A 26,032-nucleotide genomic window follows, 5' to 3' on the forward strand; every position below is an offset into this window, starting at 1 on the left:
TAGCGCAACTAATGAATTGGAAAGACATCCGCCATGGCACAAACCAACTTCAACGACATCCTCGCCTTCGTGGCCGTGGCCCGCGAAGGCAGTTTTACCCGGGCGGCGGCCAAGCTGGGCGTGTCGCAGTCGGCGCTGAGCCAGACCGTGCGCGCGCTGGAGGAACGGCTCGACTTGCGCCTGCTGGTGCGCACCACGCGCAGCGTCTCGCCCACGGAGGCGGGCGAACAGCTGCTGCGCACGGTGGCGCCCCGCTTCGACGAGATCGAGGCGGAACTGGCCCTGCTCAGCGCACGGCGCGACAAGCCGGCCGGCAACATCCGCATCAGCGCGGGCGAGCATTCGGCACTGACGGTGCTGCAGCCGGCCATCGCCCGTTTGCTGCCCCACTACCCGGACATCCACATCGAAGTCATCGTCGACAACGGCATGACCGACATCGTGGCCGCGCGCTGCGACGCGGGCGTGCGCCTGGGCGAGCAAGTGGCCAAGGACATGATCGCCATGCCCATCGGTCCCGATTTCCGCATGGCCATCGTTGCCTCGCCAGCCTATTTCAGCCGGAATCCGCCGCCCGTCACGCCGCAGGACTTGATGGCGCACAACTGCATCAACATGCGCCTGCCCACCCTGGGTGGCCTGTTTGCCTGGGAATTTTCCAAGGATGGGCAGGAACTGAAGGTACGCGTGGAAGGTCAAATGATCTACAACAACATGGCCATGCGCCTGCAGTCGGCGCTGGACGGCCTGGGCCTGGCCTGCATGGCGGAAGACGTCGTGCTGCCCTACGTGGCCGATGGCCGGCTGGTGCGCGTGCTGGACGACTGGTGCCCCGCGTACGCGGGCTACAAGCTGTATTACCCGAGCCGGCGCCACCCTTCTCCCGCGTTTACCTTGCTGCTCGACACCTTACGCTATCCCCGGGTTTGAGCCAGCGCAATCGTCCACCGGGCGTGGACAGTCGCCAAACGAACATGCGTTTACCGTGCGGCGGCGCAGGACTATAGTGGCTACTTTCCCACCTGTTCAAGGATCGCCATGAAACTCTTTTATTCGCCGGGCGCCTGCTCGCAGGCGCCGCACATCATCCTGCGCGAAACGGGCACGCCTTTCACCCTGGTCAAGGTCGACCTGGGCCAGCACCGGACGCAGGAAGGCGGCAATTACTACGAACTCAACCCGAAAGGCCAGGTGCCGCTGCTGGCGCTCGCCGATGGAACGACCTTGAGCGAAGGCCCCGTCATCGCCCAGTACATCGCGGAACAGGCTGGCCGACAGGACTTGCTGCCGTCCGTGGGCAGTTTTGCCCGCTACAAGGTGCTGGAATGGCAGAACTACATCACGTCCGAGCTGCACAAATCGTTCAGCCCCCTGTTCGATCCGCGCATCGACGCGGCCGCCAAGGCCTTGTTCGTCCAGCAACTGGCCAAGAAATACAAATGGGTCGACAGCCGCCTGGAAGGCCGGGCCTACCTGACGGGCGACACGTTCACGGTCGCCGACGCCTATCTGTTCGTCATCACGGGCTGGGCGCCAGGCGTGGGCGTGGACTTGTCCGCGCTGGCGCATGTGCAAGCCTTCCTGGCCAGAGTGGCCCAGCGCGACAGCGTCAAGGCGGCTTTGGAAGCGGAAGGACTGGCCAAGGCGGCTTGAGCGCCATCGCCCGGTGCACGGCTCACGTCTTTTCCGACTTGCCGTGCATCACCATGATGGTTTGCTGCATCAGCGCGCACAGGGTTTCCTTGCCATCGCGCACGGCGAACACTTCGGCTTGCGTGACGATCAGGGTGCGCCCCGGGCGCACCACCTTGCCGCGCGCAATCAATTTCTCGCCATCGGCGGGCGCCAGCAAATTCATCTTGTATTCCACCGTCAGCACGGACGCGCCGTCGGCCACCATGGTCATGGCCGCGTAGCCGGCGGCCGAGTCCGCGATCATGCCCACCACGCCGCCATGCACGAAACCGTGCTGCTGCTCGATGCCGCGCCAGTGCGGCACGTGAATTTCCGTGCTGCCGTGACTGACCACGGGCAGGCTGGCCTGGATCAGGGTCATGGCGTTTTGCAGATCGAAACTGGCGCGGACTTTCTCGGCGAAGTGCGGGTCGGGCCGACGGGACGTGCTCATGGGCTGTGCGCTTTCAAGGGGAGAACGCCTTACTGTACCCGCTTATGCCCGTTCGCACCATGTCGCAGCGCCCGCCGGCTTGCACGGCGGATGCGGTAGTATCGCCATGTCGACACATGATCCCTCCTCCTGCCCCCGCGAAAGGTCCGCCATGGAAGAAGAATACGAAGTACCCAGCCCCCATGAGCACGCCGTGGAAGAGGCGACGGAGAAGGAGCGCGATGGCCTGACGCAGAAAATCGCCCTGATGACGGCCATCCTCGCCACCATCGGCGCCCTGATCAGCTACCAGAGCGGCAATGCGCAGAACGAGGCCATGTTCCTGAAGAACGAGAGCATCCTGAAACAGGCACAGGCAAGCGACCAGTGGGCCTTGTACCAGGCGAAGTCGACGAAGGGCCATATCGCCGAAGCGACGGCCGCGCTGGCCAGCGTACCCGAGGTACGGGCCCGCTTCCTGGCGGAACAGGCTAGGCAGGAACGGGAAAAGCCCCTGGTGCAGGCGCAGGCGCGCCAGCTGGAAGAGCAGTCGAGAAAGCTGGGCGAGGCGTCGGAAGCCAAGCTGCGCCCGCACGAACGGCTGGCCATGGCCCTGACCTTCATCCAGATCGCCGTGGCGCTGGCCGCCATCACCGTGCTGACGCGGCGCCGCTGGCTGCTGTGGGGCTCCGTGGGCGCGGCGGCGGCCGGCATACTGGCGGCCGGCAGCGCCTTCCTGCTGTAGCGGCAGGCGGTTCAGGCGGGGTCAGGCGGGCGGCAGGACGCCGCTCCAGCCCGGCAAATAGCGCGCCTGCTGGCTGCGCGCCAGCTTCATGGCCTGCGCCAGTGCCTTGGGGAAATTTTTCTGCAGGCTGGCGGGCGCGATGCGGCTGCGCAAGAAATCGGCCCACAGGAATTCGCTGAACGGCGTCACGTCCTTGGCGTAGCCGCCCGCGCTGCGCAATTCGCCGGCCAGGCTGCGGTAGGGATCGTCGTGCAAGCCGCTCAGGTGCCGGGGGATGGCGGAAAAATCGCGGCGCAAGCCTTCGCTGTCGTACGGGTGCACCCACTGGTGGTGGTCCATCACATGCCAGAAGTGCAGCGGCTCCAGCCAGGACAAATCCTTGAGGATCATCAAACTGACGCTTTTCACGCCTTCCTGGTGCAGCGCCAGGCCGAAATGGTGGTGGTCGACGATGTAGTGGCGCCCTTCCGGACCGATAATGCTGGGAAACCAGTGGTCGGCCAGCGCCGCCGCCCGCGCCTTCCGGCCCAGGCTGGCCCAATGCGCGCGCTTGAGCGCCACCTCGGCCATGCCCACCGTGATTTGCGTGGGCAGCAGCTTGTTCAGCCTTCCCTTGACCAGTTGCGGTTTCGCGCTTGTCATACCGTCTCCCAGATGCATGGCCTAGCCGCCAGCGTAGCATAGTCGCCGCTACTTTTCAGGCGTGGCGCAACCCAGCAGGCGCACGGCCTCGGCCACGCTCAATTCGCTGAGCAGCAGCGCCGGCGCCGCCTCGGCGGCCAGCATGTCGCGCAGCGCCAGTTGCAGTACGGCGCACGCCGGCTCCTTCAGCCGCGCCAGCGCCAGGGCCAGCCCCCGCAGGCGCGCAAACGCGGCAAAGTCGCGCAGGGCTTCGACGCTGCTGCCATCGAGGTCGGGCGACTCTTCCAGGCTGAGGATCACCTTGCGCAGCGGACCGGCCCGCTCCTCCAGCAGGGTGCGCGCCAGGTGCAGGCTGCGCTCGGCATTGACGAAGAACAAGGGTTCATCGAGGCGCAGGATCAACGTGTCGGGCTGCGCGCGGGCCGCCGGGTACAACGCCAGTTTCACGTAATCGTGGCTGTCGCCCAGCCGGCCCAGCACGGACAGGCCCGGCCGCGACAGGCGGCGCAGCATCAGTAGCAGGCTCATGGCGATGGCTGCCAGCAAGCCGTCGAGTACGCCGAACAGCAGCACGCCGGCAATGGCCGCCAGCACCAGCAGGCGGTCGCGGCGCCAGCACCAGCAGGCGGTCGCGGCGCCAGGTGAAATAAGGCAGCAAGGAAACAGGGTTCAGGGTATGACTGACGGCATGGATGACCACGGCGGCCAGCACGGGCACGGGAATCAGGGCCACCAGCGGCAGCAGGGTCAGCACGATGACGCCCACAACGGCGGCCGCCACCAGCCCCGCCAGGCGCGAGGTGGCGCCGGCCGCCTCGTTGGCGGAGGTGGCCGAATAGCCGGTGCCCACCGGCATGGCCTGGAACAGGCCCGCCACCACGTTCGCCGCGCCCAGCGCCAGCAAGTCGCGCTCGGGCGCCACGGCGTCGCCATGCTTCAAGGCAAAACTGCGGATGGCGCCATACGATTCCGCATACAGGATCAGCGCCAGCGCAAACGCCAGCTCGGCCAGGCGCGTCCATTCCTCCTGCGTCAGGCGCGGCAGGACAGGCATGGCCAGGCGGACATCGATGGCGCCCACCAGGGCCACGCCATGGCGCGGCAAGTCCAGCCATTGCCCGGCGGCGATGCCCAGCGCGATGACGATCAGGCCGGCGGGCCAGCGCTGCAACCGCCGCAGCAGGAACAGCGACAACAGCGCCGCCGCGCACAGGCCGGCGCCGCTGCCGTTCCACTGCCCTGCGCCTGCCAGCAGGCCCGCCAGCAGATGCGGCACGTCGCCGTGCGCCGGCTGCACGCCCAGCACGCCGGGCAACTGTTTCACGATGATCACGATGGCCAGGCCGAAGGAAAAGCCCCGCAGCACGGGCTTGGCGATGAATTCCGTGATGCTGCCCAGCCTGACCAGCCAGGCCAGCAGGAAAAATGCCCCCGTCAATATCACCAGTCCCGCCATCAGCATCAGCCGGTGCCCCGCCGTGCCGCCTGGCATGGATGCCATGGCGGCGGCCAGCACGGCGGCCGAGGACGACGTGGCCGAGACGATGGCAAAGCGGCTCGTGCCCAGCACGCCGTAGCACAGCAAGCCCGCAAACAGGGCCAGGATGCCCGCCTGCGGTGCCAGGTTGCCGATGCTGGCATACGCCACCGCTTCCGGCAGCAGCAGGCCGGCGATCGACAGGCCGGCGCTGGCATCTTGCCAGCGGTTCGTTTGCGTCGCAGCCGATGCGCTCATGGAGGCTCCTGGTGGGTGGCGCCGGTCCGCGCCATGATGCGGCAAAACGGCGGCATGCAGGCTTACGGCGCTGCGGCGCCCACTTCCGACACTTTCCTGCCGGCGCGGAAGATGGAATAGATCACGGCACCGACGCGCTCATACGGCACGTCCGGCTGCGTGCGCAAGGCAACGCTGGCAATGTGCTCCTCGGACAGGACGGCCAGCATCTCGTCCACCGTGTGGACGCGCCGGCCCGCCACGGTGATGTCTTCCTTGCCCAGCATGACCACGGGTGGCGGTGGCGGCACGCTGGCGCAAGCCGCCAGGCACAGCAGCAATGCCGCCGCGCTCCCCGCATGGACGAATCTGCACATGTTTTTCCCCTTTTCCTGCAGCTTACAGGCGCGGGACTGGCGCCGCAACAGGCGCCGACTATCGCTGGCCCCCCGCGCCGTGCGAAAATGCCCGCCTTCGCCATTGCCGGATTCTGCCCATGCCGCACGCTGCCCTCGCTACCCCTGCTACCCTTTCCGCGCGCGACGCGCGCCGCATCGCGCGCCATGCGCCGGCCGCCGACGCCGCCCGCTTCCTGCATCCGGCCCAGCAAGCCCTGCTGCACCGGCGCGGCTGGCTGACGATGCTGGCGCCGCGCGGCGCGGGCGGCGCCGAGCTGCCCTTGCCGCAAGTGGTGCGCCTGGAAGAAGCCGTGGCCGCCGTCGACGGCAGCATGGGCTGGGTGCTGACCCTGTGCGCGGGGGCGGGATGGTTCGCGGGCTTCCTGGCGCCCGACATGGCGCGGACCATCATCGGCACGCCCCGCGTCTGCCTGGGCGGCAGCGGCGCGGCCACCGGTGAAGCGGAAGAGGAAGGCGACGGCTACCGCATCACGGGCAGCTGGGACTACGCCAGCGGCGCGCCGATGGCGACCCACTTCACGCTGAACGCCCGGCTGCGGCGCGATGGCCAGCCCCTGCTCGATGCGGAAGGCAAGCCGCGCATCCGCGCCTTCCTCGTGCCCGCCGCCCTGGTGCAGCTGGTGCCTTCGTGGAACAGCATCGGCATGCGCGCCAGCGCCTCGCACAGCTACCGCATCGACGGTCAATGGGTTGCCAAGGAGCACGGTTTCACCATCGATCCTTCGGCCGCGACGGCAGACGGCCCCCTGTACCGCTATCCGTTCTATTCGCTGGCCTACGTGACCCTGGCGGCCAACGTGGCCGGCATGGCCAGCCATTTCATGCAGCTGGCCGAAGAAGGCATGCGCCACCGCCGCCATGCGCGCGCCGGCTTGCCGCTGCTGGACGTGCCGGAAGTGGCCGCCATGCTGCAAGCCGGGAAACAAGCGTTCACATCCGCCCGCACCCGCTTCTATGCCGTGCTGGACGACAGCTGGGGGCAGGTGGCGGGCGGCGCGGCGCTCGGCGCGGATGCCATGCAAGCCGTGCAGGACCGTTCGCTGGACCTGGTCGCCGCATGCCGCGCGGCCGTCGGTGATTTGTATCCGTATTGCGGCCTGTACGCGGCCCGCGAAGACAGCGCCATCAACCGCGTGTGGCGCGATTTCCACACGGCCAGCCAGCATGCGCTGCTGCTGCCGTAAGCTGCCTGAACGCCCGGCGCGGCATCGTCATTGAGCGCCTTGGCGCGGATAGCTGTCATCCGTCACCTGTTCCAGCCACGTCACCGCCGTGCCATCTTGCGCCTCGGCAATAGCGACGTGCTGCATGGCGGACGTGGCCGTCGCGCCATGCCAGTGCTTGACGCCGGGCGGTATCCACGCCACGTCGCCCACGGCCAGCTGCTGCAGCGGGCCCTGCCAGTGCTGCACCCAGCCCTGGCCTTGCGTGACGATCAGGGTCTGGCCCAGCGGATGCGTATGCCACGCCGTGCGGGCGCCGGGCGCGAAGGTGACGATGGCGCCGCCCACGCGGGCCGGCGCCAGGCGCTGGAACCGGGCGTCGACTGCGACCTTCCCCGTGAAATAGGCGGCGTCACCGATGCTGCTGGGCATGGCGGCGGCGCGCGTGACGGTGACGGCCGCTGGCGCGGCAGCCGGCTCGGCGGACGCGGCCCCGGCGGGCAGGCAAAGCGGCAAGAGTGCCGCGGCGTATCGGTGCATGTGGATATCCTTTCTTGCCGCGCGGGGCGGCGGTCGTTATTTGCGGAAGACTTCTTTCGCCACGGCCAGCGCCGAGACGGCGTTCGGCCAGCCCGCATAGAAGGCCAGGTGGGTGATCGCCTCGACCAGCTCGTCCTCCGTCAAACCGTTCTGGCGCGCCAGCAACAGGTGCGATTTCAGCTGCTCGGGACGGTGCATGGCCACCAGCGCGCTGACGGTCACCAGGCTGCGGTCGCGTTTGGACAGCTGGGGACGCTCCCAGATGTCGCCGTACAGCACCTTGTCCGTGAGGTCGGCCATCTTCGGCGCGAAGTCTCCCATCAATTGCTGCGCGCGCGAGGGCGGCTTGCTCTGCGCATCCAGCGTTTGCGCTGGCGCAAAGACGGGCAGCGCCAGGCAGGCCGCCAGGAAGCCTATTTTCATGCTGTTCGAAAAAACGCCCATCACGCCCCCAGGTGCTGGCGAAAGAAGGCATCCAGCCTGGCCAGCGACTGCGCGATGTAAGGCGGCCGGTCGTACAGGTCCACGTGCGAGGCGCCGGGCACGACGAACAGTTCCTTCGGCTGCGCCGCCCTGGCGTACGCATCGTCGCTGAAATATGCCGAGACGGCGCGCTCGCCGACGATCATCAGCAACGGGCGCGGCGCGATCGTCTCGATCTGCGCGAACGGGAAGAAATTCATCATCGGCGCCAGGCTCGTCAAGGCATACAGGCTGGTCGAGTGCGGGTGCTGGCCCCGGGGCGTGGCGTAGTAGTCGAGGAATTCGCGCACGATTTCCGGCGCGTCCGGCCCGGCCGACTCGGGCAGCGCGCGGATGTCGCGCCGCGGTTCGCCGCGCGCCTCGCGCGTGCGCTGTTCGCCGACCTCGTCCAAGGTCTTCATGCGCTGCTCGTAGGTGAGCGTGTCGCCCAGCCCCTGGCGGCGCGCGCGGCCCATGTCGTACATGCTGACGGTGGCGATGGCCTTGATGCGGTGGTCGACCTGCGCCGCGCTGACGGCATAACCGCCGCCACCGCAAATGCCCAGCACGCCGATGCGCGCCGGGTCCACGGCCGGATGATTGCTGAAGAAATCCACGCAGGCGCTGTAATCGCCCACGCGCGTGCCCGGCACTTCCGTGTAGCGGGGCAAGCCGCTGCTGTCGCCGTAATGCGAAGCATCGAACGCCAGGGTCACATAGCCCAATTCCGCCAGCTTTTGCGCGTGCAAGCCGGCCGTCTGTTCCTTCACGCCGCCGAACGGGTGGCCGATGACGATGGCGGGATATTTTTTGGCCGCATCGAAGCGCGCCGGCGTGAACAGGTTGGCCGCGATGACCGTCTGCGCGCTGGTGTTGGGGAACGCGACGCGTTCGATAGCGACGCCGTTGCGCCGGGGATGGCCCACGACCATGGGCCGGGTGGGCGCGGACGCCGGTGCTTGCGCCTGGGCCGCGCCTGCCAGGGCCATGCCGGCGCCGCCGGCCACCATGGCCAGCGAGGTGTTCAGGAACGTGCGCCGCTGCGGCTGGGGGAGTTCATCACGCATCTGTATTTTCCTTGTAAACATTGATATGGAACAAGCCGCGTACGAGGCACGCTTGTGGCAGATCAAGCGTACCCGCCCTCGCCCACCATGAATAGACAGGCAAATCCACTAAAGTCTATAAGTACAGCTTATGAATGGCACCATCGGCCAGCCGTGCCTGACAGCAAAGGCAGCCGGGCGCCATGCGGCCTGGATTGCCTGATAAGATGGGGACATTGCTACTTCCCGCTCCCCTATCCATGCACGTCAACACGCTCAGCAGCCTGGCGCAACTTTTGGCCAGCGCCGAAACGGAAACCCTGGCTTTTCCCACCAGCATCAATACGGCCCTGCTCCTGCAAAAGGAACTGGCCAACCCGGATTGCCACTCGGCCGACATCAGCCGCTTGCTGCTGTGCGAACCGACCTTGTCGGCGCGCGCCGTGGCGCTGGCCAATTCGGCCCTGTTCTCGCCCGGCCAGGCGCCCGCCATCACCAGCGTGCGCGCCGCCGTCGAGCGGCTGGGCCACCGCAACCTGTATGCGCTGGCGACGGCGGCCGTCATCCGCCAGCTGAACGCGGGCATCCGCGACGAAGCCTTGCGCGCCCGCGCCACCCAGCTGTGGGCGCACACCGTGCACGTGGCGGCGCTGGCGCACGGGCTGGCCACAACCGTCACGCAGACGGATGCCGATACGGCGCTGTTCGCCGGCATCGTGCATGAAGTGGCCGGCTTTTATTTGCTGGCCCAGGCCGACAAGACTCCGGGCCTGTACGCCCAGCTGGAAACGCAGATGGCGTCCACGCTGGAAGTGATCGGCCGCGCGCTGATGCGCCAGCTGGGCGTGCCGCTGCCGGTGGCCGACGCCGTCAACGCCTTGCCCGGCTCCACCATCATGCTGCCGCCCGAGGGCTTGCGCGACACCCTGCTGCTGGCCAAGGCGCTCTCTCCCGTCCCTTCGCCGCTGCCGCAGGCCAGCGTCACCGTCAGCGAGGCGCTGCAAGCCTATCTGGAACACGATCCCGTGCTGCAGGCGCTGCGCACGCAGCCGTCGGCCGAAGCGAAGGGCCTGATCGAGGTACTGCTCAGCTGATAGCCGATCTGCTATGATGGCGCGAGCCGGGATGGACCCGGTCCGCTTTCATTGATGCTCACTGGAAAACTGCCTTGACTACCTCCTTACGCATGCTCGGCCTGGCCGCAGCTCTGACCATGGCGTGCAACGCCAACGCCGACAGCTTCGTTTCCTCGGCCTCCAGCGCCGGTTCCCAGTCGAGCGGCAGCATTTCCGATTCGCTCAACGGTTCGAGCAACAGCTCTTCGCGCGACAACAAGGTGGCCAATGGTCCCTACCGCATCATCGACGTGGCCGCCGTGCCGGGCCGCGCCGGCATGACGCGTTTGACCATGCAGGCCGACGCCACGGCCACGCCGCTGGTGCTGGACTTGCCGCAAGCGGCGCTCGACAAGCAGCAGCTGGCGCAGGGCGACGTGGTGCATGCGCAAAACCGCGCCTACGGCATCGAATTCTCGCGCAACGACACGCGCGCCGCCTTCTTCCTCGTGCTGGCCGATGACTGGTACGGGGAAATGGCCACGCGTCCCGTCAGCCTTTGATCTTGCGCAAACTGGCGCCGCTGCTGGCCGGCTGCGCCGCGCTCGTCCTGGCTGGCGCCGCCCAGGCGGGCACCTCCATGTCTTCCTCGCGCTTTTGCGACCGCGCCCAGGAACTCACGGCCACGGAACAGGACCGGCTCTTGCGCTTTGCCGCCGTCGTGCGCGAGGAACTGGCCGCCAGCGAAGGCAGCGTGGCCCTGATCAGCCGTTCCGGCCTGGACCTGGCCCGCTTCGGCATCCGTTATTCGCACGCGGCGCTGGCCTGGCGCCACGACAATGACAGCGGCTGGTCCGCGCGCCAGTTGTACTACGCCTGCGACGAAGGCCGCCCGCGCATCTTCGACCAGGGCACAGCCGGTTTCGCCATGGGCACGGAAAACCCGGCGCTCGGCTACATCTCGCTCGTGAAATTGCCGGCCGAAACCGTGCCGCCCCTGCGCCGCGCCCTGCTCGACCCCGTGCGCGTGCAGCAGTTGCTCGCGGGCCGCTACAGCGCCAACGCGTATGCTTTCAATTTGACATACCAGAATTGCAATCAGTGGGTGGTGGAAATGCTGGCCTCCGCCTGGGGCGAACTGGCGGCAGGCGGCGACTTGCGCGCCCGCGCCCAGGACTGGCTGCGCGCCGCCCAATATGCGCCCGCCCCCGTCGACGTGGGTGCGCGCTGGCTGATGCTCGGCTCCATCTTCGTGCCCCTCGTGCACATGGATGACCACCCGCCTGAGGCAATTCGCTCGATGCAGCTGGCGGTGAGCCTGCCGGCCAGCCTGGAAGCGTTCGCGCGCCAGCGCCTGCCCGCCAGCGAACGCGTGGAAATCTGCCACGACGGCAAGCAGGTAGTGGTGCACCGGGGCTGGGAACCGATCGCCGACGGCTGCGTGCCCGGCACAAACGACCGGGTCATCGCCCTCGACGATACCTGGCTTCCCTAGGCAGACTAAGCGGCCAGGGCCGCTTCGACGTGATCCAGCAGGCGCGCTGATTCGAGCCCCTGATTCATCCGGCGGGCCACCTCGCCGCACGCCAGCCTGACTTCGGGCGCGGCCAGCAGGCGCGCCAACTGCCGCTGCATGCGCCCGGCAGACAAGCGCTTGGCCAGCAAGACCTCTCCCACACCGAGCCGTTTGGCGCGCCAGCCGTTGTCGAACTGGTCGTACGCGAACGGCACGATCAGTTGCGGGATGCCCGCGCGGAAGGCGTCCGCGCTGGTGCCGATGCCGCCGTGATGCACCACGGCCGCCACGCGCGGCAACAGCGCCGCGAACGGCGCGTGCGCCTGCCACAGCACGCCAGCCGGCAAGTGCTGCGGCACTTGCGCCGCATGGGGCGTGAGGAACAGGCCGCGCCGCCCCAGCCGCCGCAAGACGTCCAGCGCGATGCTGAAGTAGGTTTGCGCATGCTGGTGGCCGGTACCGGGCGTAAACACGATGGGCGGCTCGCCCTCGCCCAGAAAGCGTTCCAGTTCCGGCGGCAGCGCTGCGGCGCCAGGCATGGCGGCGGCGGTGAAATCGGCTTGCGCGAAGTGCGGCGGCCAATCCGCCTGCGGCGCGGCGAACCAGGCGGGAAACAGTCCCAGCGAGGCGTCCGGCGCGGCCAGCATGTGCCCAAAAAAATGCGCTTCCGGCGGCAAGCCGTGCTGCGCGCGCGCGCCGTTCAGCCCAGGCAGCAGCACCGGGTCGATCATGGCGCGGTGGATCATCCGCCACAGGGCCTGGCGCCAGGCCAGCGGCACCCACGCGGGAATGCGCAGCGAACCGGCCGTCAGGAAATCATGGCTGCTGCACAGGTTCGATGGCGCGAGATACGCCGCGACGATGCGCAAGTCCGGGCGCACAGACCGCGCCAGGGCCGCCATCGGCACGAGGATGGGATGGCACAGCACCACGCAAGCCTCATCGGCCGGCAAGCCTTGCACGATGTCGCGCACGGCGCCCAGGTGCGGCACGAGGCCGTTCCACACCACGCCCCAGCCCTTGCGTTCATCCCACAGGCCGGGGTTGCCCAGCATGGCCTGCCCCTCTTCCGCGCTGCCGAAGGTGCGATACGGCAACTTTGACGCCTGCGCGGCCGCTTCCTGCCAGCCCGGCACCAGCAGCAGCACGCGCCGGCCCCGTTGCTGCAAACCCTGCGCCAGCGCGATAAACGGCTGCATGTCGCCGCCGGTGCCGCTGCTGGCGATGATGACGAGCGGGGATGGGTCAGCCATGCGGCCATCCTTGCCTGGCGGCAATTTTCAGCGGAAAATCAAGCAAGAACGAGGGGTGCATGGGCATCTTTCCTAGTTGAAACACCCAACGATAGTAAGCGATTAACGTTAGCATTTCAATCAATTATTGAGCACGGCACGGCGCCATGCCTGCCGCTGCTACAGCGGCAGTTGCAATACCATGTCCCATTGATCGATGCCCGGCCCGAAGCCGTCCGGCGTCACGTTGACCGTCACGAAACCGTAGCCCGCATAAAAGCCTTGCGTGTGCTGGCTGGTATTCATGCGCACGCTGGCGATGCCCGGCACGGCGCGGATGGCGTCCAGGCGCGCCTGCGTCAGCGCCCGGCCCAGTCCCTGGCCATGCGCATCCTGCGCCACCATGCCCCAGCACAGGCTGGCGACGCTGCCGCCCGCCTCGATGGCATGGCCGCCGCAGGCGACGATGCGGCCGTCGCGCAGAATGACCAGGTAGGGATGCGTCGAGGTATCGAGCCAGGCGGCAAAGTCCGCGCGCTCGGACGGGTCGAAAAAGCGCGGCGTATTGCCGTCGAACAGGGCCAGGCAGGCGTCGCGGTCGCCGGCCTGGTAAGGGCGTACAGTCTGCATTGCTATCCTTTTCAGAAACAGGAAGGGAAATTACACGGGCGCGCACTCACAGCAGCTGCTCCGACGTCACCACGTGCACGCCCGGCGCGGCGGCCAGCGCCGCTTCCAGCAAGGCGCTGGCGATGCGCGGCGCGGGATTGATGCGCCAGCGGCGCGGCAGCACGGGACCGAGCACGCGCAGGATGCGCAAGGCGGCGCCCTCGCCCGCCCGCGCCACGGCGCGCTCGCCGCCGATCAGGCCCGGGCGCACGTACGTGAGCGAACGAAAACCCAGCGCTTGCAGGTCGCGTTCCAGCTCGCCCTTGACGCGGTTATAGAAGATGCGCGAAGCGGCGTTGGCGCCGGCCGCGGAATTGAGCACGTACGTGCCCGTGCCGGCCGCCAGCGCCAGCCGCGCCACGGCCAGCGGATAGTCGTGGTCCACGCGGGAAAACACTTGCCGCGTGCCGGCCACCTTCATCGTCGTGCCCAGGGTGCAGATGACGGCGTCCGCCTGCCACCAGGATGCGTCCAGCGGCAATTGATCGAAATCAATGAGAGGCGCGGCCAGCTTGGGATGCGGCGGCAAGGGCTTGCGCACGGGCGCCACGATGGCCGTGATCCGCGCATCCATCAGCGCCAGGCGCAGCACTTCGCTGCCGACGAGCCCGGTAGCGCCTACGAGCAGTAATTTCATTGCATCCCAGTATAAAGTTGCTCACAGCCACCACCATACACGGAACTCAGGACAGGCGCAGCGCCAGCGCGGCCAGCGTCACCAGCAGCACGGGCACGGTCAGCACGATGCCGACGCGGAAATAGTATCCCCAGGAAATGTGGATGTTCTTGCTGTCGAGCACGTGCAGCCACAGCAAGGTGGCCAGGCTGCCGATCGGCGTGATCTTCGGCCCCAGGTCGCTGCCGATGACGTTCGCGTAAATCATCGCTTCGCGCACGGCCCCCTGCGCCGTCGTCGGGTCGATGGCCAGCGCGCCCACCAGCACCGTCGGCAGATTGTTCATCACGGACGACAATAACGCCGTCAGCACGCCCGTGCCCATGGCCGCGCCCCACACGCCGTACTGGGCGAAGTGGTTCAGCATGCCCGTCAGGTAAGCCGTCAAGCCCGCATTGCGCAAGCCGTACACGACCAGGTACATGCCCAGCGAAAAGACGACGATGTGCCATGGCGCATGGCGCAGCACGTAGCGCGTGGAAATCACGTGTCCCTTGCCTGCCACGCCCAGCAGCAGCGCGGCGCCCACGGCGGCGATCAGGCTGATGGGTACGCCAAGGCTTTCCTGCGAGAAAAAGCCCACCAGCAGCAGCGCCAGCACCAGCCAGCCGGCGCGGAAGGTGGCCAGGTCGCGGATGGCGGCGTCCGGACGTTTCAGCTGCGCCACTGCATAATCACGGGGAATATCCTGGCGAAAAAAGAGCAGCAAGGCCGCCAGGGTGGCCAGCACGGCGACGACGTTGACGGGCACCATCACGGCCGCGTACTCGGCAAAGCCGATCTTGAAGAAATCGGCCGAGACGATATTCACCAGGTTCGACACCACCAGCGGCAGGCTGGCCGTGTCGGCGATGAAGCCGGCCGCCATCACGTAGGCCAGGGTTGCCTTGGCGGAAAACTTCAGCGCCCGCAGCATGGCGATGACGATGGGCGTGAGGATCAGCGCGGCGCCGTCGTTGGCGAACACGGCGGAAACGAGGGCGCCCAGCAAGACCAGCAGCACGAACAGTTTTCTGCCGCTGCCGCCGCCCCAGCGCGCCACGTGCAAGGCGGCCCATTCGAAGAAACCGGCCGCGTCCAGCAGCAGGCTGATGATGATCACGGCGATGAACGTGCCGGTGGCGTTCCACACGATGTGCCAGACGACGGGGATGTCGCCCCAGTGGATGACGCCCGCCAGCAAGGCGACGCAGGCGCCGATGACGGCGCTCCAGCCGATGCCCAGGCCGCGCGGTTGCCAGATGACGAGGATGAGGGTGGCGAGGAAGATCAGGAAAGCGGTCAGCATGGGTGGGGCATCCGAAAATAGACAATGAATTCAATATTTCAATAATACTGGAAATATCAAATAGATGTGAGCATAAATTCCCATGCCAGTCTGATAACTGATTATACTAGCCCATCGCTCGACCCCGCCCCCCCTCTGACCCACCAGGAAAGCATGCATATGGCGCAATACCAGACTCCCGGCGTGTATATCGTGGAAAAAACCGCCTTCCCCAATTCAGTCATCGAGGTCGCGACGGCCGTGCCAGCCTTTGTCGGCTACACGGCCGGCGCCAGCCATCAAGGAAAATCGCTGCACAACAAGCCTTGGCGCATCACCTCGATGGAGGAATTTGAAGCCTGTTTCGGCGGCGCGCCCGTGCCGGAATTCACGCTTGAGGCGGAAGCGGCCCCAGGCGCTGCAACGCCCTTCGCGCTGCACCAGGCCGGCGGAAGATTCCTGCTGTATCACAGCATGCGGCTCTTTTTCCGCAACGGCGGCGGTGCCTGCCATATCGTTTCCGTCGGCAACTACCATGACGCGCCCGATGTCGGCGCACTACGCGCCGGCATCGATGCCCTGCGGCAGGCGCCGGAAGTCACGCTGCTGGCCGTGCCCGACGCCATGCTGCTGGCGCAGGATGACTGCCATGCGCTGCAACGGCACATGCTCGAGCATTGCGGCCAGGAAATGCGCAACCGCTTCGCCATCCTCGACATCCATGCCGGCGCAGCCCCATTGACGGATGGGCCCGTGGCCGCTTTCCGGAACGGCATCGGCAGCGCCGCGCTGGCGTATGGCGCCGCCTATTATCCGTGGCTGGAAACCACGGTGGTTTCGCTGGACGAGCTCAACTTCACCTGCCTTCGCGCCAGCCAGTGGGACGCGCTGAAAAACCTGCTGCCGCAGGCGCTGGACGCCGGCCGGCAGCGGCAAGTGTCCGCCCTGTTCGAGCAGATGGCCAGCGTAGCTGCGTCAGCGGACGATCAGGCCAGCCGCATCGCTGCCATCCATCAGTCGCTGCTCGCCCTCTGCCCCGTGTACGCGCAACTGCTGCTGGCCATGCAAAGCCAGCTCAATCTGCTGCCGCCCGGCGCCGCCATGGCGGGCATATATACGATGGTCGACAACGCGCGCGGCGTGTGGAAAGCACCGGCCAATGTGAGCCTCGACGCCGTCAGCGCACCGGCCGTGCACATCTCGCACGATGAGCAGGAAGACCTCAACGTGAGCGGCAGCGGCACGTCGGTCAACGCCATCCGCAGCTTTGTTGGCGAGGGCACACTGGTGTGGGGCGCCCGCACCCTCGATGGCAACAGCCTCGACTGGCGCTACATTAATGTCCGCCGCACCGTGATCATGCTGGCGGAATCGCTGCGCCTGGCCTACCTGGCCTATGTGTTCGAGCCAAACGTGTCCGGCACCTGGGTCACCGTCCGGGGAATGACGAACAACTTCCTGACCGGCGTCTGGAAGCGCGGCGGCCTGGCGGGCGCCTCGCCGGAGGATAGCTTCAGCGTGTCCGTCGGCCTGGGCGAAACCATGACGCCGGAAGACATCCTGGAAGGCATCTTGCGGGTCACCATCCTGGTCGCCGTCAGCCGCCCGGCCGAATTCATCGAGCTCACATTCCAGCAGCAGATGCAGAAATCGTGACACGCCGGGCGGCGCCAGCCCGCCTTACTTGAGCGCGATGGCGATATCGGTCAGCCCCACCGCCCCGTTGCCGATGGCGGATGCCGCCGGCGCGGCCGCGCCGCCGCTCAGCACGGCCGCGCCTGTTGCCAGGTCGATGCGGTACAGGGAGCTCGGTCCCGCGGCCGACGTGCGCAGGGCCGCCAGGGCCAGGCCGTTCGCCCCGCCCGCGATATCGAAGCCCGCGTCGCCCGCCGCCGCCACGCCCAGCAGGCCCACATTCACCAGGGTGCCGTCATTGGGCGGATTTTGCAGGGCGAGCGCGGCGCTGGCCGTGTCGATATCGAACAGCATGGTAGCCGTCGTGCCGGCAAAGCTGTTGGTGTAGGCCGCCGCCGTGACGACGGGCGCCGCGCCCGCGCGGTTGACGGCGCCGTCGGTCGTGGTGGCGCCCGTGTCGACGTTGATGCGCAGGCTTTGTCCCGTGTTGCCGATCACGCGCAGGCGGTCGGCGACGGGGTTGAAGTCGACACCGAAGGCCGTGCCGGCGATGGCCGTGTACGGCGCGGTGACATCCGCCGCATCGGCGGCGAGCGTCGCCTTGACGGTGGCCGCGCCCGTGGCCGGGTCGATGGTGACGATGCGCCCCGCCGACGAGATTCCGTACAGCAAGCCATCCTTGGGACGGATGTCAAAGCCCAGCAAACGCTCGCCCGCCGCCAGGCCCGTGACGGCCACGTTGGCGTCCAGCGTGTTCGGCGTGGCCGTCTTGAAGGTGACGATGCGGGCGTCGTCCGTCAAGCCGTAGGCGATTGGCGCGCCCGGCCCTGCCAAGGCGATGCCGCGCAGGTCCTCCGTCACGCCGATGGCCGCCACCAGGGTCGCCGGGACGGTGGTCGCGGCCAGGTTCACGGTGTACAGGTTGCGCACGCCGGCCACCGTCATGACGGCGTAGCCCGTGTTGTTGCGCGCATCGATGTCGAAGCCCGCCACGCCGGTGGCCGCCACGCCCAGCGGCACGGCGCCGGCCAGGGTGCCGTTGTTGGGCGGATTTTGCGTGTACAGGGTGGCGTTGGCCGCATCGATGACGAACAGCGTGGTGCTGGCCGTGCCGGCGAAGCTGTTGGTGTAGGCCGCCGCCGTGATGGCCGTGTTGCCCGCGCCGCCGTTGATATTGCCATCCGTCGTCGTGGCGCCCGTGTCGACATTGATGCGCAGGCTTTGTCCCGTGTCGCTGACGATGCGCAGGCGGTCGGCGACCGGGTTGAAATCGACGCCGAATTGCGTGCCGGCCAGCGCCGCATAGGGCGCCGTCGTGTCGGCCGCGTCGGCCGCCAGGCTGGACTTCAGCGTGGCGGCGCCCGTCGCGCCGTTCAGGGTGTAGATGCGCCCCGTGCTGCCGACACCGTACAGCTGGCCATCGGCGGGACGGAAATCGATGCCCAGCAGGTTTTCACCGGCCTGCAGGCCCGTCACGGCGACCGTGGTGCGAATGGTGGCGGGCGTGGCGCGGTCGAACGACAGCAGCTTGTTGCTGGCGGTAAGCACGAAGACGTCGCCTGCCAGCACCACGGGCGGCGGTGGCGTGACGGGGTCGTGGTGGCTGCTGCTGCCGCCGCAGGCGGTGAGCGACATGGCGACGGCGGAAGCGAGCAGCAGCTTGGCGAATGGCAAGGTTGGCAAGGTCGGAAGGATCGGCATGGTCGTGGCCCCTGTAAGAGTGAGTGGAAGTGCCGCCCATGCCGCGGTCGCAGCGAGCGCACCCCTGTACTACTCGCCAGGCGCCCGTTTGGATGCAGCGGCGCAAAAAAAGTTATTCTTCGCGCCTTTATGATTGTCTTTAAGCAACTTAACCGGTGTATAGTCACGGGCACGATGGCAACGGGGAACAAGACAGGTGGCACGCATATTTCAAGCGCAGAGCATGGGAGAGGCCGACGTGCGCGTGGCCCTGGTGGATCGCGGCAGTGCCGACCTGCTGGTGCACCGCGTGGCCAGCTGGGGCCTGGCGCACGGCGATGCCCTGTGGTACATCACCCGCGACCGGCAAAGCGCCACGGCCAGCGTATTTTTCGTCTCGCAGGGCATGGCGCAGCTGAAAATCTGTTTTGTCGACAGCCACGGCGAGGCAGGCTGGCAAGCGCCCCGCCCGCGCAATCTCCACCTGTAGCAGGGTGGCATCCGTGTTCACTCACTGGAAGGGAGCATCGCCATGGATTTGATCTTACTGGAACCCGGCGACGGGGAACTCGTGTTCGGCAAGGCGCCGGACGGTGAAAGCAAGAGCGGCGGTATCGACGCCATCTGGCGCGACGCCGCCACGCTGCGGGGCATCGGCCGGTGCTTCGAGCTGGTGTCATTACATCAAGGCATGAAGCAGCAAGTGACGACCGACGTCAGCAACTCTGCGCGCACGTCCGGCCGGCCCGTCATCACCGAATTTACCTGCGTCAAGTATGTCGATGCGACCTCGGTCAAGCTGTACGATCTGTGCCTGCGGGCGAAGCCGCTGGGCAGCGGCCCGGACCAGCCGACCAGGCTGTACATCACCCGCCAGACGGGCGACAAGACGGCCAACCTCATCACCATCGCCCTGCACGACGCCCTGATCAGCGAAATCCAGCTGCAAACCCATCCCGACGACATGCCCACCGAGCAGTTCAAGCTGAACTTTACGGAAATCCTCTGGACGTACAGCGTGCAGCAGGCCGACGGCCAGCCCGGCGACCAGCAGACGACGGGCTGGAGCCTGGCGCGCAACCGCCCGATCAGGGCATTTACAGGATAAGCACATGAACGACGCTGTACACGCTACTGACATCGCCGACATCGGCAACGCCGGCCTGGCGCTGCTCCACCCGTTCCTGCCCACAATGTTTCAGCGGCTGGACTTGCTCGCCACTGGCGGCGATGGCAGGCCGCGGCTGCGCGGCGAACACGGCGCGCGCGCCGTTCACTTGCTGCAATACCTGGTCGATGGCAGGAGCGACGCGCCGGAACCGGCACTGCTGCTGAACAAGCTGCTGTGCGGCCTGGAACCGGACTTCCCTGCTCCACCCGTCGACCTCGGCGAAGAAGAACGGGCCCTGTGCGAACAAGTGCTGGCCGCCGTGATGCGCCATTGGCCAGCGGTGGGACAAACCTCGACCGAGGGATTGCGCCAGGTCTTTCTGCAGCGCGAAGGCCGACTGCAAAAAGGCGACGGGAAATGCACGCTGGCTGTCGCGCGCAATCCCTTCGATGTACTGCTGAGCCGCTTGCCGTGGAACCTGGCTGCCATCCGGCACCCGTGGATGCCGCAACCGCTGTTGATCGACTGGCCCGGCGCATAGCCCGGCAAGCCCACGCCCGGCTGGCCGCCATCCCGCAAAGCGGGCTACTCTTCCAGCCCGCCCCCCAGCGCCTTGTACAGGGCCACGGCCGACTTGAACTGGTCGCGCCGCGCGTCGAGCAAGGCTTGCTGCGCCGCATACGACTGGCGCTGCGCGTCGAGCAATTCCAGCCGGCTGTCCTGGCCCGCGTCGTAGCGCAGCTGCGACAGGCGCTGGCGCTGCTGCGCCGCCGTCACCACGCGTTCCTGCGCGGCGATCTGCTGCGCATACGTGGCGCTGCCCGCCAGGCCGTCGCGCACGTCGCGAAACGCCGCCTGGATGGCTTGCTCGTATTGCAGCACGGCCACATCCTTGCGCAGGCGCGACAGCTGCAATTCCGCGCGCAGCTGGCCGCCCTGGAACAGCGGCTGCGTCACTTGCGGCGCGAACGACCAGCTGCGCGCGCCGCCGCGGAACAGGTCACCCAGTTCCGGGCTGGCCAGGCCCAGCTGCGCCGTCAGCGACAGGCGCGGGAAGAAGGCGGCGCGCGCGGCGCCGATTTCCGCATTCGCCGCCACCAGCGCGTATTCCGCTTGCAGGATGTCGGGACGGCGCGCCAGCAAGTCCGACGGCAGGCCGGGCGGCAGCTGCGTCAGCACGGGCTGGCCATCGAGCGGCCGGCCCGCCGGCAAGTCGGCGGGCAACGGCGCGCCCAGCAGCAATTCCAGGTTGTTGCGCGCCAAGGCGCTGGCACGTTCCCGCGCCTGCACGTCCGCTTCCGCCGTGGCCGCCTGTCCTTCCGCTTGCGCTACATCAAGACCGCTGCCCTGCTGCGCGCCGTGCAGGCGCTGCGTCAGGACCAGCGCCTGGCGCCAATCGAGCAGGGTTTGCCGCGCCAGCGCCAGCTGCTCCTCGGCCAGCCGCTGTTCCAGGTAGGCGTCGGCCACGGCGCCGATCAGGGCCATGTGGGCGGCCCGCTGGCCCTGCTGCGTGGCCAGGTAGCGCGCAAAGGCGGCCTCCGACAGGGAGCGCAGGCGGCCGAACAGGTCGATTTCGAACGCGCTCATGGCGATGCCGGCCGTAAATTGGTTTTGCACCGTGGGATTTTGTCCCGTGGCATCGGCAGCGCGCTGGCGCGTGCCGCCACCGTTGAGACCAATCGCCGGATAGCGGCCCGCATCCTGGATCTGGTACTGGGCCCGCACGGCTTCCACGTTGAGGGATGCCACGCGCAAGTCGCGGTTGTTTTCCAGCGCGATGTCGACCAGGCGCTGCAGGCGCGCGTCCAGCAGCATCTGGCGCCAGCCCAGGTTGGCCGCCGTGTCGGCCGTGCCTGGCGCGGCGGCCTCGGCATACGCGGCGGGAATCGGCGGCGCCGGCTTGACCAGCGGCGGCGTCAATGAACAGGCCGACAAGGCCAGCGCGGCCAGCGGCGTGATAAAAATCAAACGCATTACAACTCTCCTTCCACCGCCTTGACGGCGATGCGATTACTGCGTTTGTTGAAGTACGTGTCCATCTTGTCGACGGCGCCCAGCACCACGACAAAGAACACGGGCACGAAAAACACGGCAAGCACGGTGGCGGTGATCATGCCGCCGAACACGCCCGTGCCGATCGCATGCTGCGTCTCGGCGCTGGCGCCAGTGGCCAGCATCAGCGGCACCACGCCCAGCGCGAACGCCAGCGACGTCATCAGGATCGGGCGCAAGCGCAACCTGGCCGCTTCCACCGTCGCCTCGACCAATCCCTTGCCCTGCGCCTGCAACTGGCGCGCATATTCGACGATCAGGATGGCGTTCTTCGCGGAAAGACCAATAATCGTGATCATGCCCACCTTGAAGAACACATCGTTCGGCATGCCGCGCAACATCACGGCCAGCACGGCGCCCAGCAAGCCCAACGGCACGACCAGCATGACGGAGACGGGAATGCTCCAGCTTTCATACAGGGCCGCCAGCACGAGGAAGACCACCAGCATCGACAGCGCCATCAGCATGGGCGCTTGCGAGGCCGATTCCTTCTCTTGCAGCGATTGGCCCGTCCACGCCAGCGCGAAACCGGGCGGCAATTGCTTCACGAGGCGCTCCATTTCCAGCATGGCGTCGCCGCTGGACACGCCGGGCGCCGCGCTGCCCGAAATGCGCGCCGCCGGATAACCCTGGTAGCGCACCAGCTGCAGCGGCGATTCGCTCCACACAGGGCGCACCAGCTCGCCCAGGGCCACCATGCCGCCCGCGTTATTACGAATGCGCAAGGCCAGCACGTCGTTCAGCTGCATGCGCGACGGCGCATCGGCCTGGATGATCACTTGCTGCATGCGGCCCGCATTCGGGAAATCGTTGACGTAGGTCGACCCCATGGCCGCCGTCAGCATGTCGGCGATGGCCGTAAACGACACGCCCAGCGCTTCCGCCTTGGTGCGGTCGATATCGAGGCGCACGCTGGCGCCGGGCGGCAAGCCGTCCGGATACACGCCCGCCACCTTGGCGCTTTGCGCGGCCAGGCCCAGCAGCTGGTTTTGCGCCGCCTGCAAGGCAGCGATGCCCTGGTTGGCGCGGTCTTGCAGGCGCAGGGAAAAGCCGGACGAGTTGCCCAGTTCATCGATGGCGGGCGGCATCAGGCTCATGATCACGCCCTCCTTCGCCTGCGACATGGCGGCCTGCGCCAGCGCCACTTCTTCCTGCGCCGTGGCGCCGTTGCGCTGTTTCCAGTCCTTCAGCATAGTGAACGCCAGGCCCGCATTCGGCCCCGCGCCGGAAAAGCTGAAGCCAAGGATCGATTGATTTACCTCAATACCGGGCCGCGTGGCCACGTGCTGTTCGTACAGCTTGACGACATCGAGCGTGCGCTCCATGGTGGCGTCGGACGGCAGCTGGATCGAGGTGATGAAATAGCCCTGGTCTTCTTCCGGCAAAAAGGCCGACGGCAGCTGCATGAAGGCCACGCCCAGCGCCGCGACGATGGCGCCGTACAGCACCATCGAGCGTCCCGCGCGTTTCAGCATCGCCACCACGCCCTTTTCATAGCGCGCCGTCATGCGCTCAAACTGGCGGTCGAACCACAGGAAGAATCCCTTCTTGTCATGGTCGTGCGGGCCGATGGGTTTCAACATCGTGGCGCACAGGGCCGGCGTCAGGGTCAGCGCCAAAAACGCCGAGAACAGGATCGACACGGCCATGGCCAGCGTGAACTGGCGGTAGATGGCGCCCACGGAGCCGCTGGCCAGCGCCATCGGGATGAACACGGCCGTCAGCACCAGCGTGATGCCCACCACGGCGCCCGTGATTTCGCGCATGGCCTTGGAAGTCGCTTCCTTCGGCGACAGGCCTTCCGTCGCCATCAGGCGCTCGACGGCTTCCACCACCACGATGGCGTCATCGACGATGATGCCGATGGCCAGCACCATGCCGAACATGGTCAGCACGTTGACGGAATAGCCGGCCAGCAGCATCACCGTAAACGTCCCCATCAGGGCGATCGGCGCGACGATGGCGGGAATCAAGGTGTAGCGTATCTTTTGCAGGAACAGGTACATGACGAGGAACACCAGCACCATCGCTTCCAGCAGGGTGACGATGACCTTCTCGATCGAGATCTTCACGAACGGCGCCGTATCGAACGGCACCGAATACTTGATCCCGGCCGGCATGGTGTGCGCCAGTTCGGCCATGCGTGCGCGCACGGCGGCCGCCGTCTGCACGGCGTTGGCGCCGGGCGACAGCATGATGGCGGCGCCCGACGCGGCTTGTCCGTTTTCGCGGATGCTGAAATTGAAGCTTTGCGCGCCCAGCGACACTTTCGCCACGTCGCCGATGGTCACTTTCGAGCCGTCGGGATTCGCGCGCAGCACGATGGCGGCAAATTCCGCCGGGGTTTGCAGCTGGCCCTGCACCGTCAGCGGGATGGTCACGCGCTGGCCGTGCACGGCGGGCGAGTCGCCCAGGCGGCCCGGGGCGATCTGCGCATTTTGCTGCGCGATGGCGGCCGTCAGCTCGCCCATGGCGATGTTGTACGACACCAGCTTGGCCGGATCGACCCAGATGCGCATGGCGCGCTCGGAACCGAACAGCTGCACCTTGCCCACGCCGGGAATACGGCGCAGTTCTTCCGTCACGTTGCGCGCCAGGTAGTCGCCCAGCGCCACTTCATCGTGCTGGCCATTGTCCGAGATCAAACTGACGATCATCAAAAAGCCGGACGACGCCGACTCCACCGTCAAGCCGTTTTGCCGCACGGCTTGCGGCAGGCGCGGCTCGATGGCTTTCAGGCGGTTTTGCACGTCCACCTGCGCCATTTCCGGATTCGTGCCCGGCTGGAAGGTGACGGTGATCGAAGCCGAGCCCGACGTATCGGTGGACGACTCGAAATACAGCAGGTGCTTGACGCCCGACAGTTCGCGTTCGATCAAGCCCACCACGGAATCGTTCATGGTTTGCGGCGTGGCGCCGGGATAATTGGCGCTGATGCTGACGCTGGGCGGCGCCACCGAGGGGAAGCGCGCAATCGGCAATTGCGGTATGGCGATCAGTCCGAACAGGACGATGAAGACCGCCACCACCCACGCGAAGACGGGGCGGTTGATGAAAAATTGAGGCATATCATTAGACTTTCATTGTATTCAAAGTGTGCATCAACGCGCCTTGGCGGCAGCCGCCGTTGCCACGACGGCTGGCTTCCACGGTTGCGGCGCGGCCGTGGCGCCCGGCTGCAGGCGCTCCTGGCCTTCGATGACGACGGTTTCGCCAGCCTTCAAGCCGCCGTTGACGACGTACTGGTGCTCGATCACGTCGCCCACGGCGATCGTTTTCAGGCTGGCTTTGTTCGTGCCATCGAGCACCCAGGCCTGCGCCTGGCCGCCGCTGCTGTGCAGAACGGCTTGCTGCGGCAACAGCACGCCATTCGCCTGCACGGCGCGGGCGATGCGGGCGCGCACGAACATGCCCGGCAGCAACTGGCGCTGCGGATTGTCGACCAGCACGCGGATGACGGCGTCGCCCGTGCCCGCATCGACGCTGATGCCCGAGAACAGGATGCGCCCCGTGACGGGATGCGGCTGGCCATCGGCGCCCAGGATGGTCACGGGCAGCTTGTCCGCGCCGCCCGTTCCCGACGCTTGCAATGCCGCCAGCGCGGCGGCCGGCTGGCGCACGTCCACATACACCTTGTCGATCTGCTGGATGCGCGCCATCGGCGTGGCATCGGCCAGGCCCACCAGCGCGCCTTCCGTCACCAGCTCCGAGCCGATGCGCCCGGCAATAGGCGCCTCGATGCTGGCGAAGGCCAGGTCCAGGCGGCGGCGCGCCAGGCTGGCCCGCGCCTGGGCCACGGTGGCCACGGCTTGCTCGCGCTGGGCCACGGCGTCGTCATACGCCTGGCGGCTGATGGCGTCCGCCTCCACCAGCGGTTTCAACCTGTCAGCCTGGCTGCTGGCGCGGTTGGCCGTGGCCACCGCATGCTGCAGGGCGGCGGCGGCCGAATCGACGTCCGCCTGGAACGGCGCAGGGTTGAGCTGGAACAACTTCTGTCCCGCCTTCACTTCGGCGCCCTGCTCGAACTGGCGGCGCAGCACGATGCCGCCCACTTGCGGGCGGATGTCGGCCGTGCGGAAGGCGGCCACCCTGCCCGGCAATTCATCGCTGAGGACGACGGGCGCCGCTTGCAGCTTGAGTACCGTCACGGCGGCGGGCGGCGCCGCGCCTTCTTCCGGCGCGGGTTTGGAACAGGCGGCAAGGCTGAGCAGTGCCGCGGCGATCAACATGTTTTTCTTGGTGAGGTACTTTACTGGCATGACTTTTCTCTATGACTGATCCCAACCGGCGGTCCGGTCGAC

The 26,032-nt window shown here is 67.2% G+C and carries 27 protein-coding genes; 11 read left to right on the plus strand and 16 right to left on the minus strand.

The window, feature by feature from the left end; genetic code table 11:
• The first annotated feature begins 33 nt into the window (after positions 1 to 33).
• Entirely contained in the window at positions 34 to 930 is an 897-nt protein-coding gene (locus tag O0879_RS06240) for a LysR family transcriptional regulator (protein ID WP_289915456.1), read from the plus strand.
• Positions 931 to 1,038: 108 nt separating this feature from the next.
• A complete protein-coding gene (gene gstA, locus O0879_RS06245; RefSeq protein ID WP_289915457.1) occupies positions 1,039 to 1,653 on the plus strand; it encodes a glutathione transferase GstA in 615 nt (204 codons plus the stop codon).
• A gap of 22 nt (positions 1,654 to 1,675) precedes the next feature.
• Here the strand turns inward: gstA and O0879_RS06250 are convergent, their stop codons facing one another.
• Positions 1,676 to 2,128, minus strand: a complete 453-nt coding sequence (locus O0879_RS06250) for a PaaI family thioesterase (protein WP_251349073.1) — start codon at positions 2,126 to 2,128, stop codon at positions 1,676 to 1,678.
• Positions 2,129 to 2,279: 151 nt separating this feature from the next.
• Here O0879_RS06250 and O0879_RS06255 point away from each other — a divergent pair, with 151 nt between their 5' ends.
• Complete coding sequence (locus O0879_RS06255; RefSeq protein WP_251349074.1) at positions 2,280 to 2,852, plus strand: DUF4337 domain-containing protein; 573 nt, start codon at positions 2,280 to 2,282, stop codon at positions 2,850 to 2,852.
• A 21-nt stretch (positions 2,853 to 2,873) separates the two neighbouring features.
• Here the strand turns inward: O0879_RS06255 and O0879_RS06260 are convergent, their stop codons facing one another.
• From O0879_RS06260 to O0879_RS06275, 4 genes are all read right to left on the minus strand, one after another.
• Positions 2,874 to 3,494, minus strand: a complete 621-nt coding sequence (locus O0879_RS06260) for a ParB-like protein (RefSeq protein WP_289915463.1) — start codon at positions 3,492 to 3,494, stop codon at positions 2,874 to 2,876.
• Positions 3,495 to 3,542: 48 nt separating this feature from the next.
• The gene (locus O0879_RS06265) at positions 3,543 to 3,974 is read right to left on the minus strand and encodes a sodium-independent anion transporter (RefSeq protein WP_289916159.1); all 432 of its coding nucleotides are present in this window, start codon (positions 3,972 to 3,974) and stop codon (positions 3,543 to 3,545) included.
• Positions 3,877 to 5,229, minus strand: coding sequence for a SulP family inorganic anion transporter (locus O0879_RS06270; protein WP_289915464.1), 1,353 nt, complete (start codon positions 5,227 to 5,229; stop codon positions 3,877 to 3,879). Before O0879_RS06270 ends, O0879_RS06265 begins: the two co-directional genes overlap by 98 nt.
• A gap of 62 nt (positions 5,230 to 5,291) precedes the next feature.
• Entirely contained in the window at positions 5,292 to 5,585 is a 294-nt protein-coding gene (locus O0879_RS06275) for a hypothetical protein (RefSeq protein WP_289898210.1), read from the minus strand.
• Between the two features lie 119 nt (positions 5,586 to 5,704).
• Here O0879_RS06275 and O0879_RS06280 point away from each other — a divergent pair, with 119 nt between their 5' ends.
• Positions 5,705 to 6,811: an acyl-CoA dehydrogenase gene (locus O0879_RS06280; protein ID WP_289915466.1), complete on the plus strand. Its 1,107-nt coding sequence runs from the start codon at positions 5,705 to 5,707 to the stop codon at positions 6,809 to 6,811.
• Positions 6,812 to 6,838: 27 nt separating this feature from the next.
• Here O0879_RS06280 and O0879_RS06285 read toward each other — a convergent pair whose 3' ends face one another.
• From O0879_RS06285 to O0879_RS06295, 3 genes are read right to left on the minus strand one after another with little or no spacing between them, the layout of a single operon-like run.
• Positions 6,839 to 7,330 (minus strand): cupin domain-containing protein, encoded by a 492-nt coding sequence (locus O0879_RS06285; RefSeq protein WP_289915468.1) that lies wholly within the window; start codon positions 7,328 to 7,330, stop codon positions 6,839 to 6,841.
• A gap of 36 nt (positions 7,331 to 7,366) precedes the next feature.
• Entirely contained in the window at positions 7,367 to 7,753 is a 387-nt protein-coding gene (locus O0879_RS06290) for a carboxymuconolactone decarboxylase family protein (RefSeq protein ID WP_289915469.1), read from the minus strand.
• A 20-nt stretch (positions 7,754 to 7,773) separates the two neighbouring features.
• A complete protein-coding gene (locus tag O0879_RS06295; protein WP_289915472.1) occupies positions 7,774 to 8,859 on the minus strand; it encodes an alpha/beta hydrolase in 1,086 nt (361 codons plus the stop codon).
• A 239-nt stretch (positions 8,860 to 9,098) separates the two neighbouring features.
• Here O0879_RS06295 and O0879_RS06300 point away from each other — a divergent pair, with 239 nt between their 5' ends.
• From O0879_RS06300 to O0879_RS06310, 3 genes are all read left to right on the plus strand, one after another.
• The gene (locus O0879_RS06300; protein ID WP_289915474.1) at positions 9,099 to 9,932 is read left to right on the plus strand and encodes an HDOD domain-containing protein; all 834 of its coding nucleotides are present in this window, start codon (positions 9,099 to 9,101) and stop codon (positions 9,930 to 9,932) included.
• 92 nt (positions 9,933 to 10,024) lie between these two features.
• A complete protein-coding gene (locus O0879_RS06305) occupies positions 10,025 to 10,456 on the plus strand; it encodes a hypothetical protein (RefSeq protein WP_099664287.1) in 432 nt (143 codons plus the stop codon).
• Positions 10,453 to 11,388 carry a DUF2145 domain-containing protein gene (locus tag O0879_RS06310; RefSeq protein WP_289915476.1) on the plus strand — a complete coding sequence of 312 codons (936 nt, stop codon included), beginning with the start codon at positions 10,453 to 10,455 and terminating at the stop codon, positions 11,386 to 11,388. Before O0879_RS06305 ends, O0879_RS06310 begins: the two co-directional genes overlap by 4 nt.
• 5 nt (positions 11,389 to 11,393) lie before the next feature.
• On the opposite strand, the gene O0879_RS06315 is transcribed toward O0879_RS06310, so the two are convergent.
• The 4 genes from O0879_RS06315 to O0879_RS06330 form a co-directional block, all read right to left on the minus strand.
• Complete coding sequence (locus tag O0879_RS06315; RefSeq protein WP_289915477.1) at positions 11,394 to 12,662, minus strand: nucleotide disphospho-sugar-binding domain-containing protein; 1,269 nt, start codon at positions 12,660 to 12,662, stop codon at positions 11,394 to 11,396.
• A 159-nt stretch (positions 12,663 to 12,821) separates the two neighbouring features.
• On the minus strand, positions 12,822 to 13,271 hold the full coding sequence (locus O0879_RS06320; RefSeq protein WP_099664290.1) for a GNAT family N-acetyltransferase: 450 nt from the start codon (positions 13,269 to 13,271) through the stop codon (positions 12,822 to 12,824).
• A 46-nt stretch (positions 13,272 to 13,317) separates the two neighbouring features.
• Positions 13,318 to 13,947: an NAD-dependent dehydratase gene (locus O0879_RS06325; protein WP_289915479.1), complete on the minus strand. Its 630-nt coding sequence runs from the start codon at positions 13,945 to 13,947 to the stop codon at positions 13,318 to 13,320.
• A 46-nt stretch (positions 13,948 to 13,993) separates the two neighbouring features.
• Positions 13,994 to 15,274: an arsenic transporter gene (locus tag O0879_RS06330; protein ID WP_251349086.1), complete on the minus strand. Its 1,281-nt coding sequence runs from the start codon at positions 15,272 to 15,274 to the stop codon at positions 13,994 to 13,996.
• Between the two features lie 153 nt (positions 15,275 to 15,427).
• Between O0879_RS06330 and O0879_RS06335 the strand changes: the two genes are divergently transcribed.
• On the plus strand, positions 15,428 to 16,909 hold the full coding sequence (locus O0879_RS06335; protein WP_289915481.1) for a phage tail sheath C-terminal domain-containing protein: 1,482 nt from the start codon (positions 15,428 to 15,430) through the stop codon (positions 16,907 to 16,909).
• 24 nt (positions 16,910 to 16,933) lie between these two features.
• Here O0879_RS06335 and O0879_RS06340 read toward each other — a convergent pair whose 3' ends face one another.
• A complete protein-coding gene (locus tag O0879_RS06340) occupies positions 16,934 to 18,589 on the minus strand; it encodes a DUF4394 domain-containing protein (protein WP_289915482.1) in 1,656 nt (551 codons plus the stop codon).
• Between the two features lie 196 nt (positions 18,590 to 18,785).
• Here O0879_RS06340 and O0879_RS06345 point away from each other — a divergent pair, with 196 nt between their 5' ends.
• Genes O0879_RS06345 through O0879_RS06355 form a run of 3 tightly spaced genes read left to right on the plus strand, consistent with a single transcriptional unit; the run spans position 18,786 to position 20,220 of the window.
• A complete protein-coding gene (locus O0879_RS06345) occupies positions 18,786 to 19,058 on the plus strand; it encodes a DUF6150 family protein (RefSeq protein WP_289915485.1) in 273 nt (90 codons plus the stop codon).
• Positions 19,059 to 19,100: 42 nt separating this feature from the next.
• Positions 19,101 to 19,676, plus strand: coding sequence for a type VI secretion system tube protein Hcp (locus tag O0879_RS06350; protein ID WP_289915488.1), 576 nt, complete (start codon positions 19,101 to 19,103; stop codon positions 19,674 to 19,676).
• 4 nt (positions 19,677 to 19,680) lie between these two features.
• The gene (locus O0879_RS06355) at positions 19,681 to 20,220 is read left to right on the plus strand and encodes a contractile injection system tape measure protein (protein WP_289915490.1); all 540 of its coding nucleotides are present in this window, start codon (positions 19,681 to 19,683) and stop codon (positions 20,218 to 20,220) included.
• A 44-nt stretch (positions 20,221 to 20,264) separates the two neighbouring features.
• Here O0879_RS06355 and O0879_RS06360 read toward each other — a convergent pair whose 3' ends face one another.
• The 3 genes from O0879_RS06360 to O0879_RS06370 are packed head-to-tail and all read right to left on the minus strand — an operon-like array spanning position 20,265 to position 25,960.
• Positions 20,265 to 21,653, minus strand: a complete 1,389-nt coding sequence (locus O0879_RS06360; RefSeq protein ID WP_289915492.1) for an efflux transporter outer membrane subunit — start codon at positions 21,651 to 21,653, stop codon at positions 20,265 to 20,267.
• Complete coding sequence (locus tag O0879_RS06365; protein WP_289909538.1) at positions 21,653 to 24,799, minus strand: efflux RND transporter permease subunit; 3,147 nt, start codon at positions 24,797 to 24,799, stop codon at positions 21,653 to 21,655. Before O0879_RS06365 ends, O0879_RS06360 begins: the two co-directional genes overlap by 1 nt.
• A 33-nt stretch (positions 24,800 to 24,832) precedes the next feature.
• On the minus strand, positions 24,833 to 25,960 hold the full coding sequence (locus O0879_RS06370; protein ID WP_289915493.1) for an efflux RND transporter periplasmic adaptor subunit: 1,128 nt from the start codon (positions 25,958 to 25,960) through the stop codon (positions 24,833 to 24,835).
• Positions 25,961 to 26,032 lie beyond the last annotated feature (72 nt).

Source organism: Janthinobacterium sp. SUN120 (assembly GCF_030397735.1).
GTDB lineage: Bacteria > Pseudomonadota > Gammaproteobacteria > Burkholderiales > Burkholderiaceae_D > Janthinobacterium > Janthinobacterium kumbetense.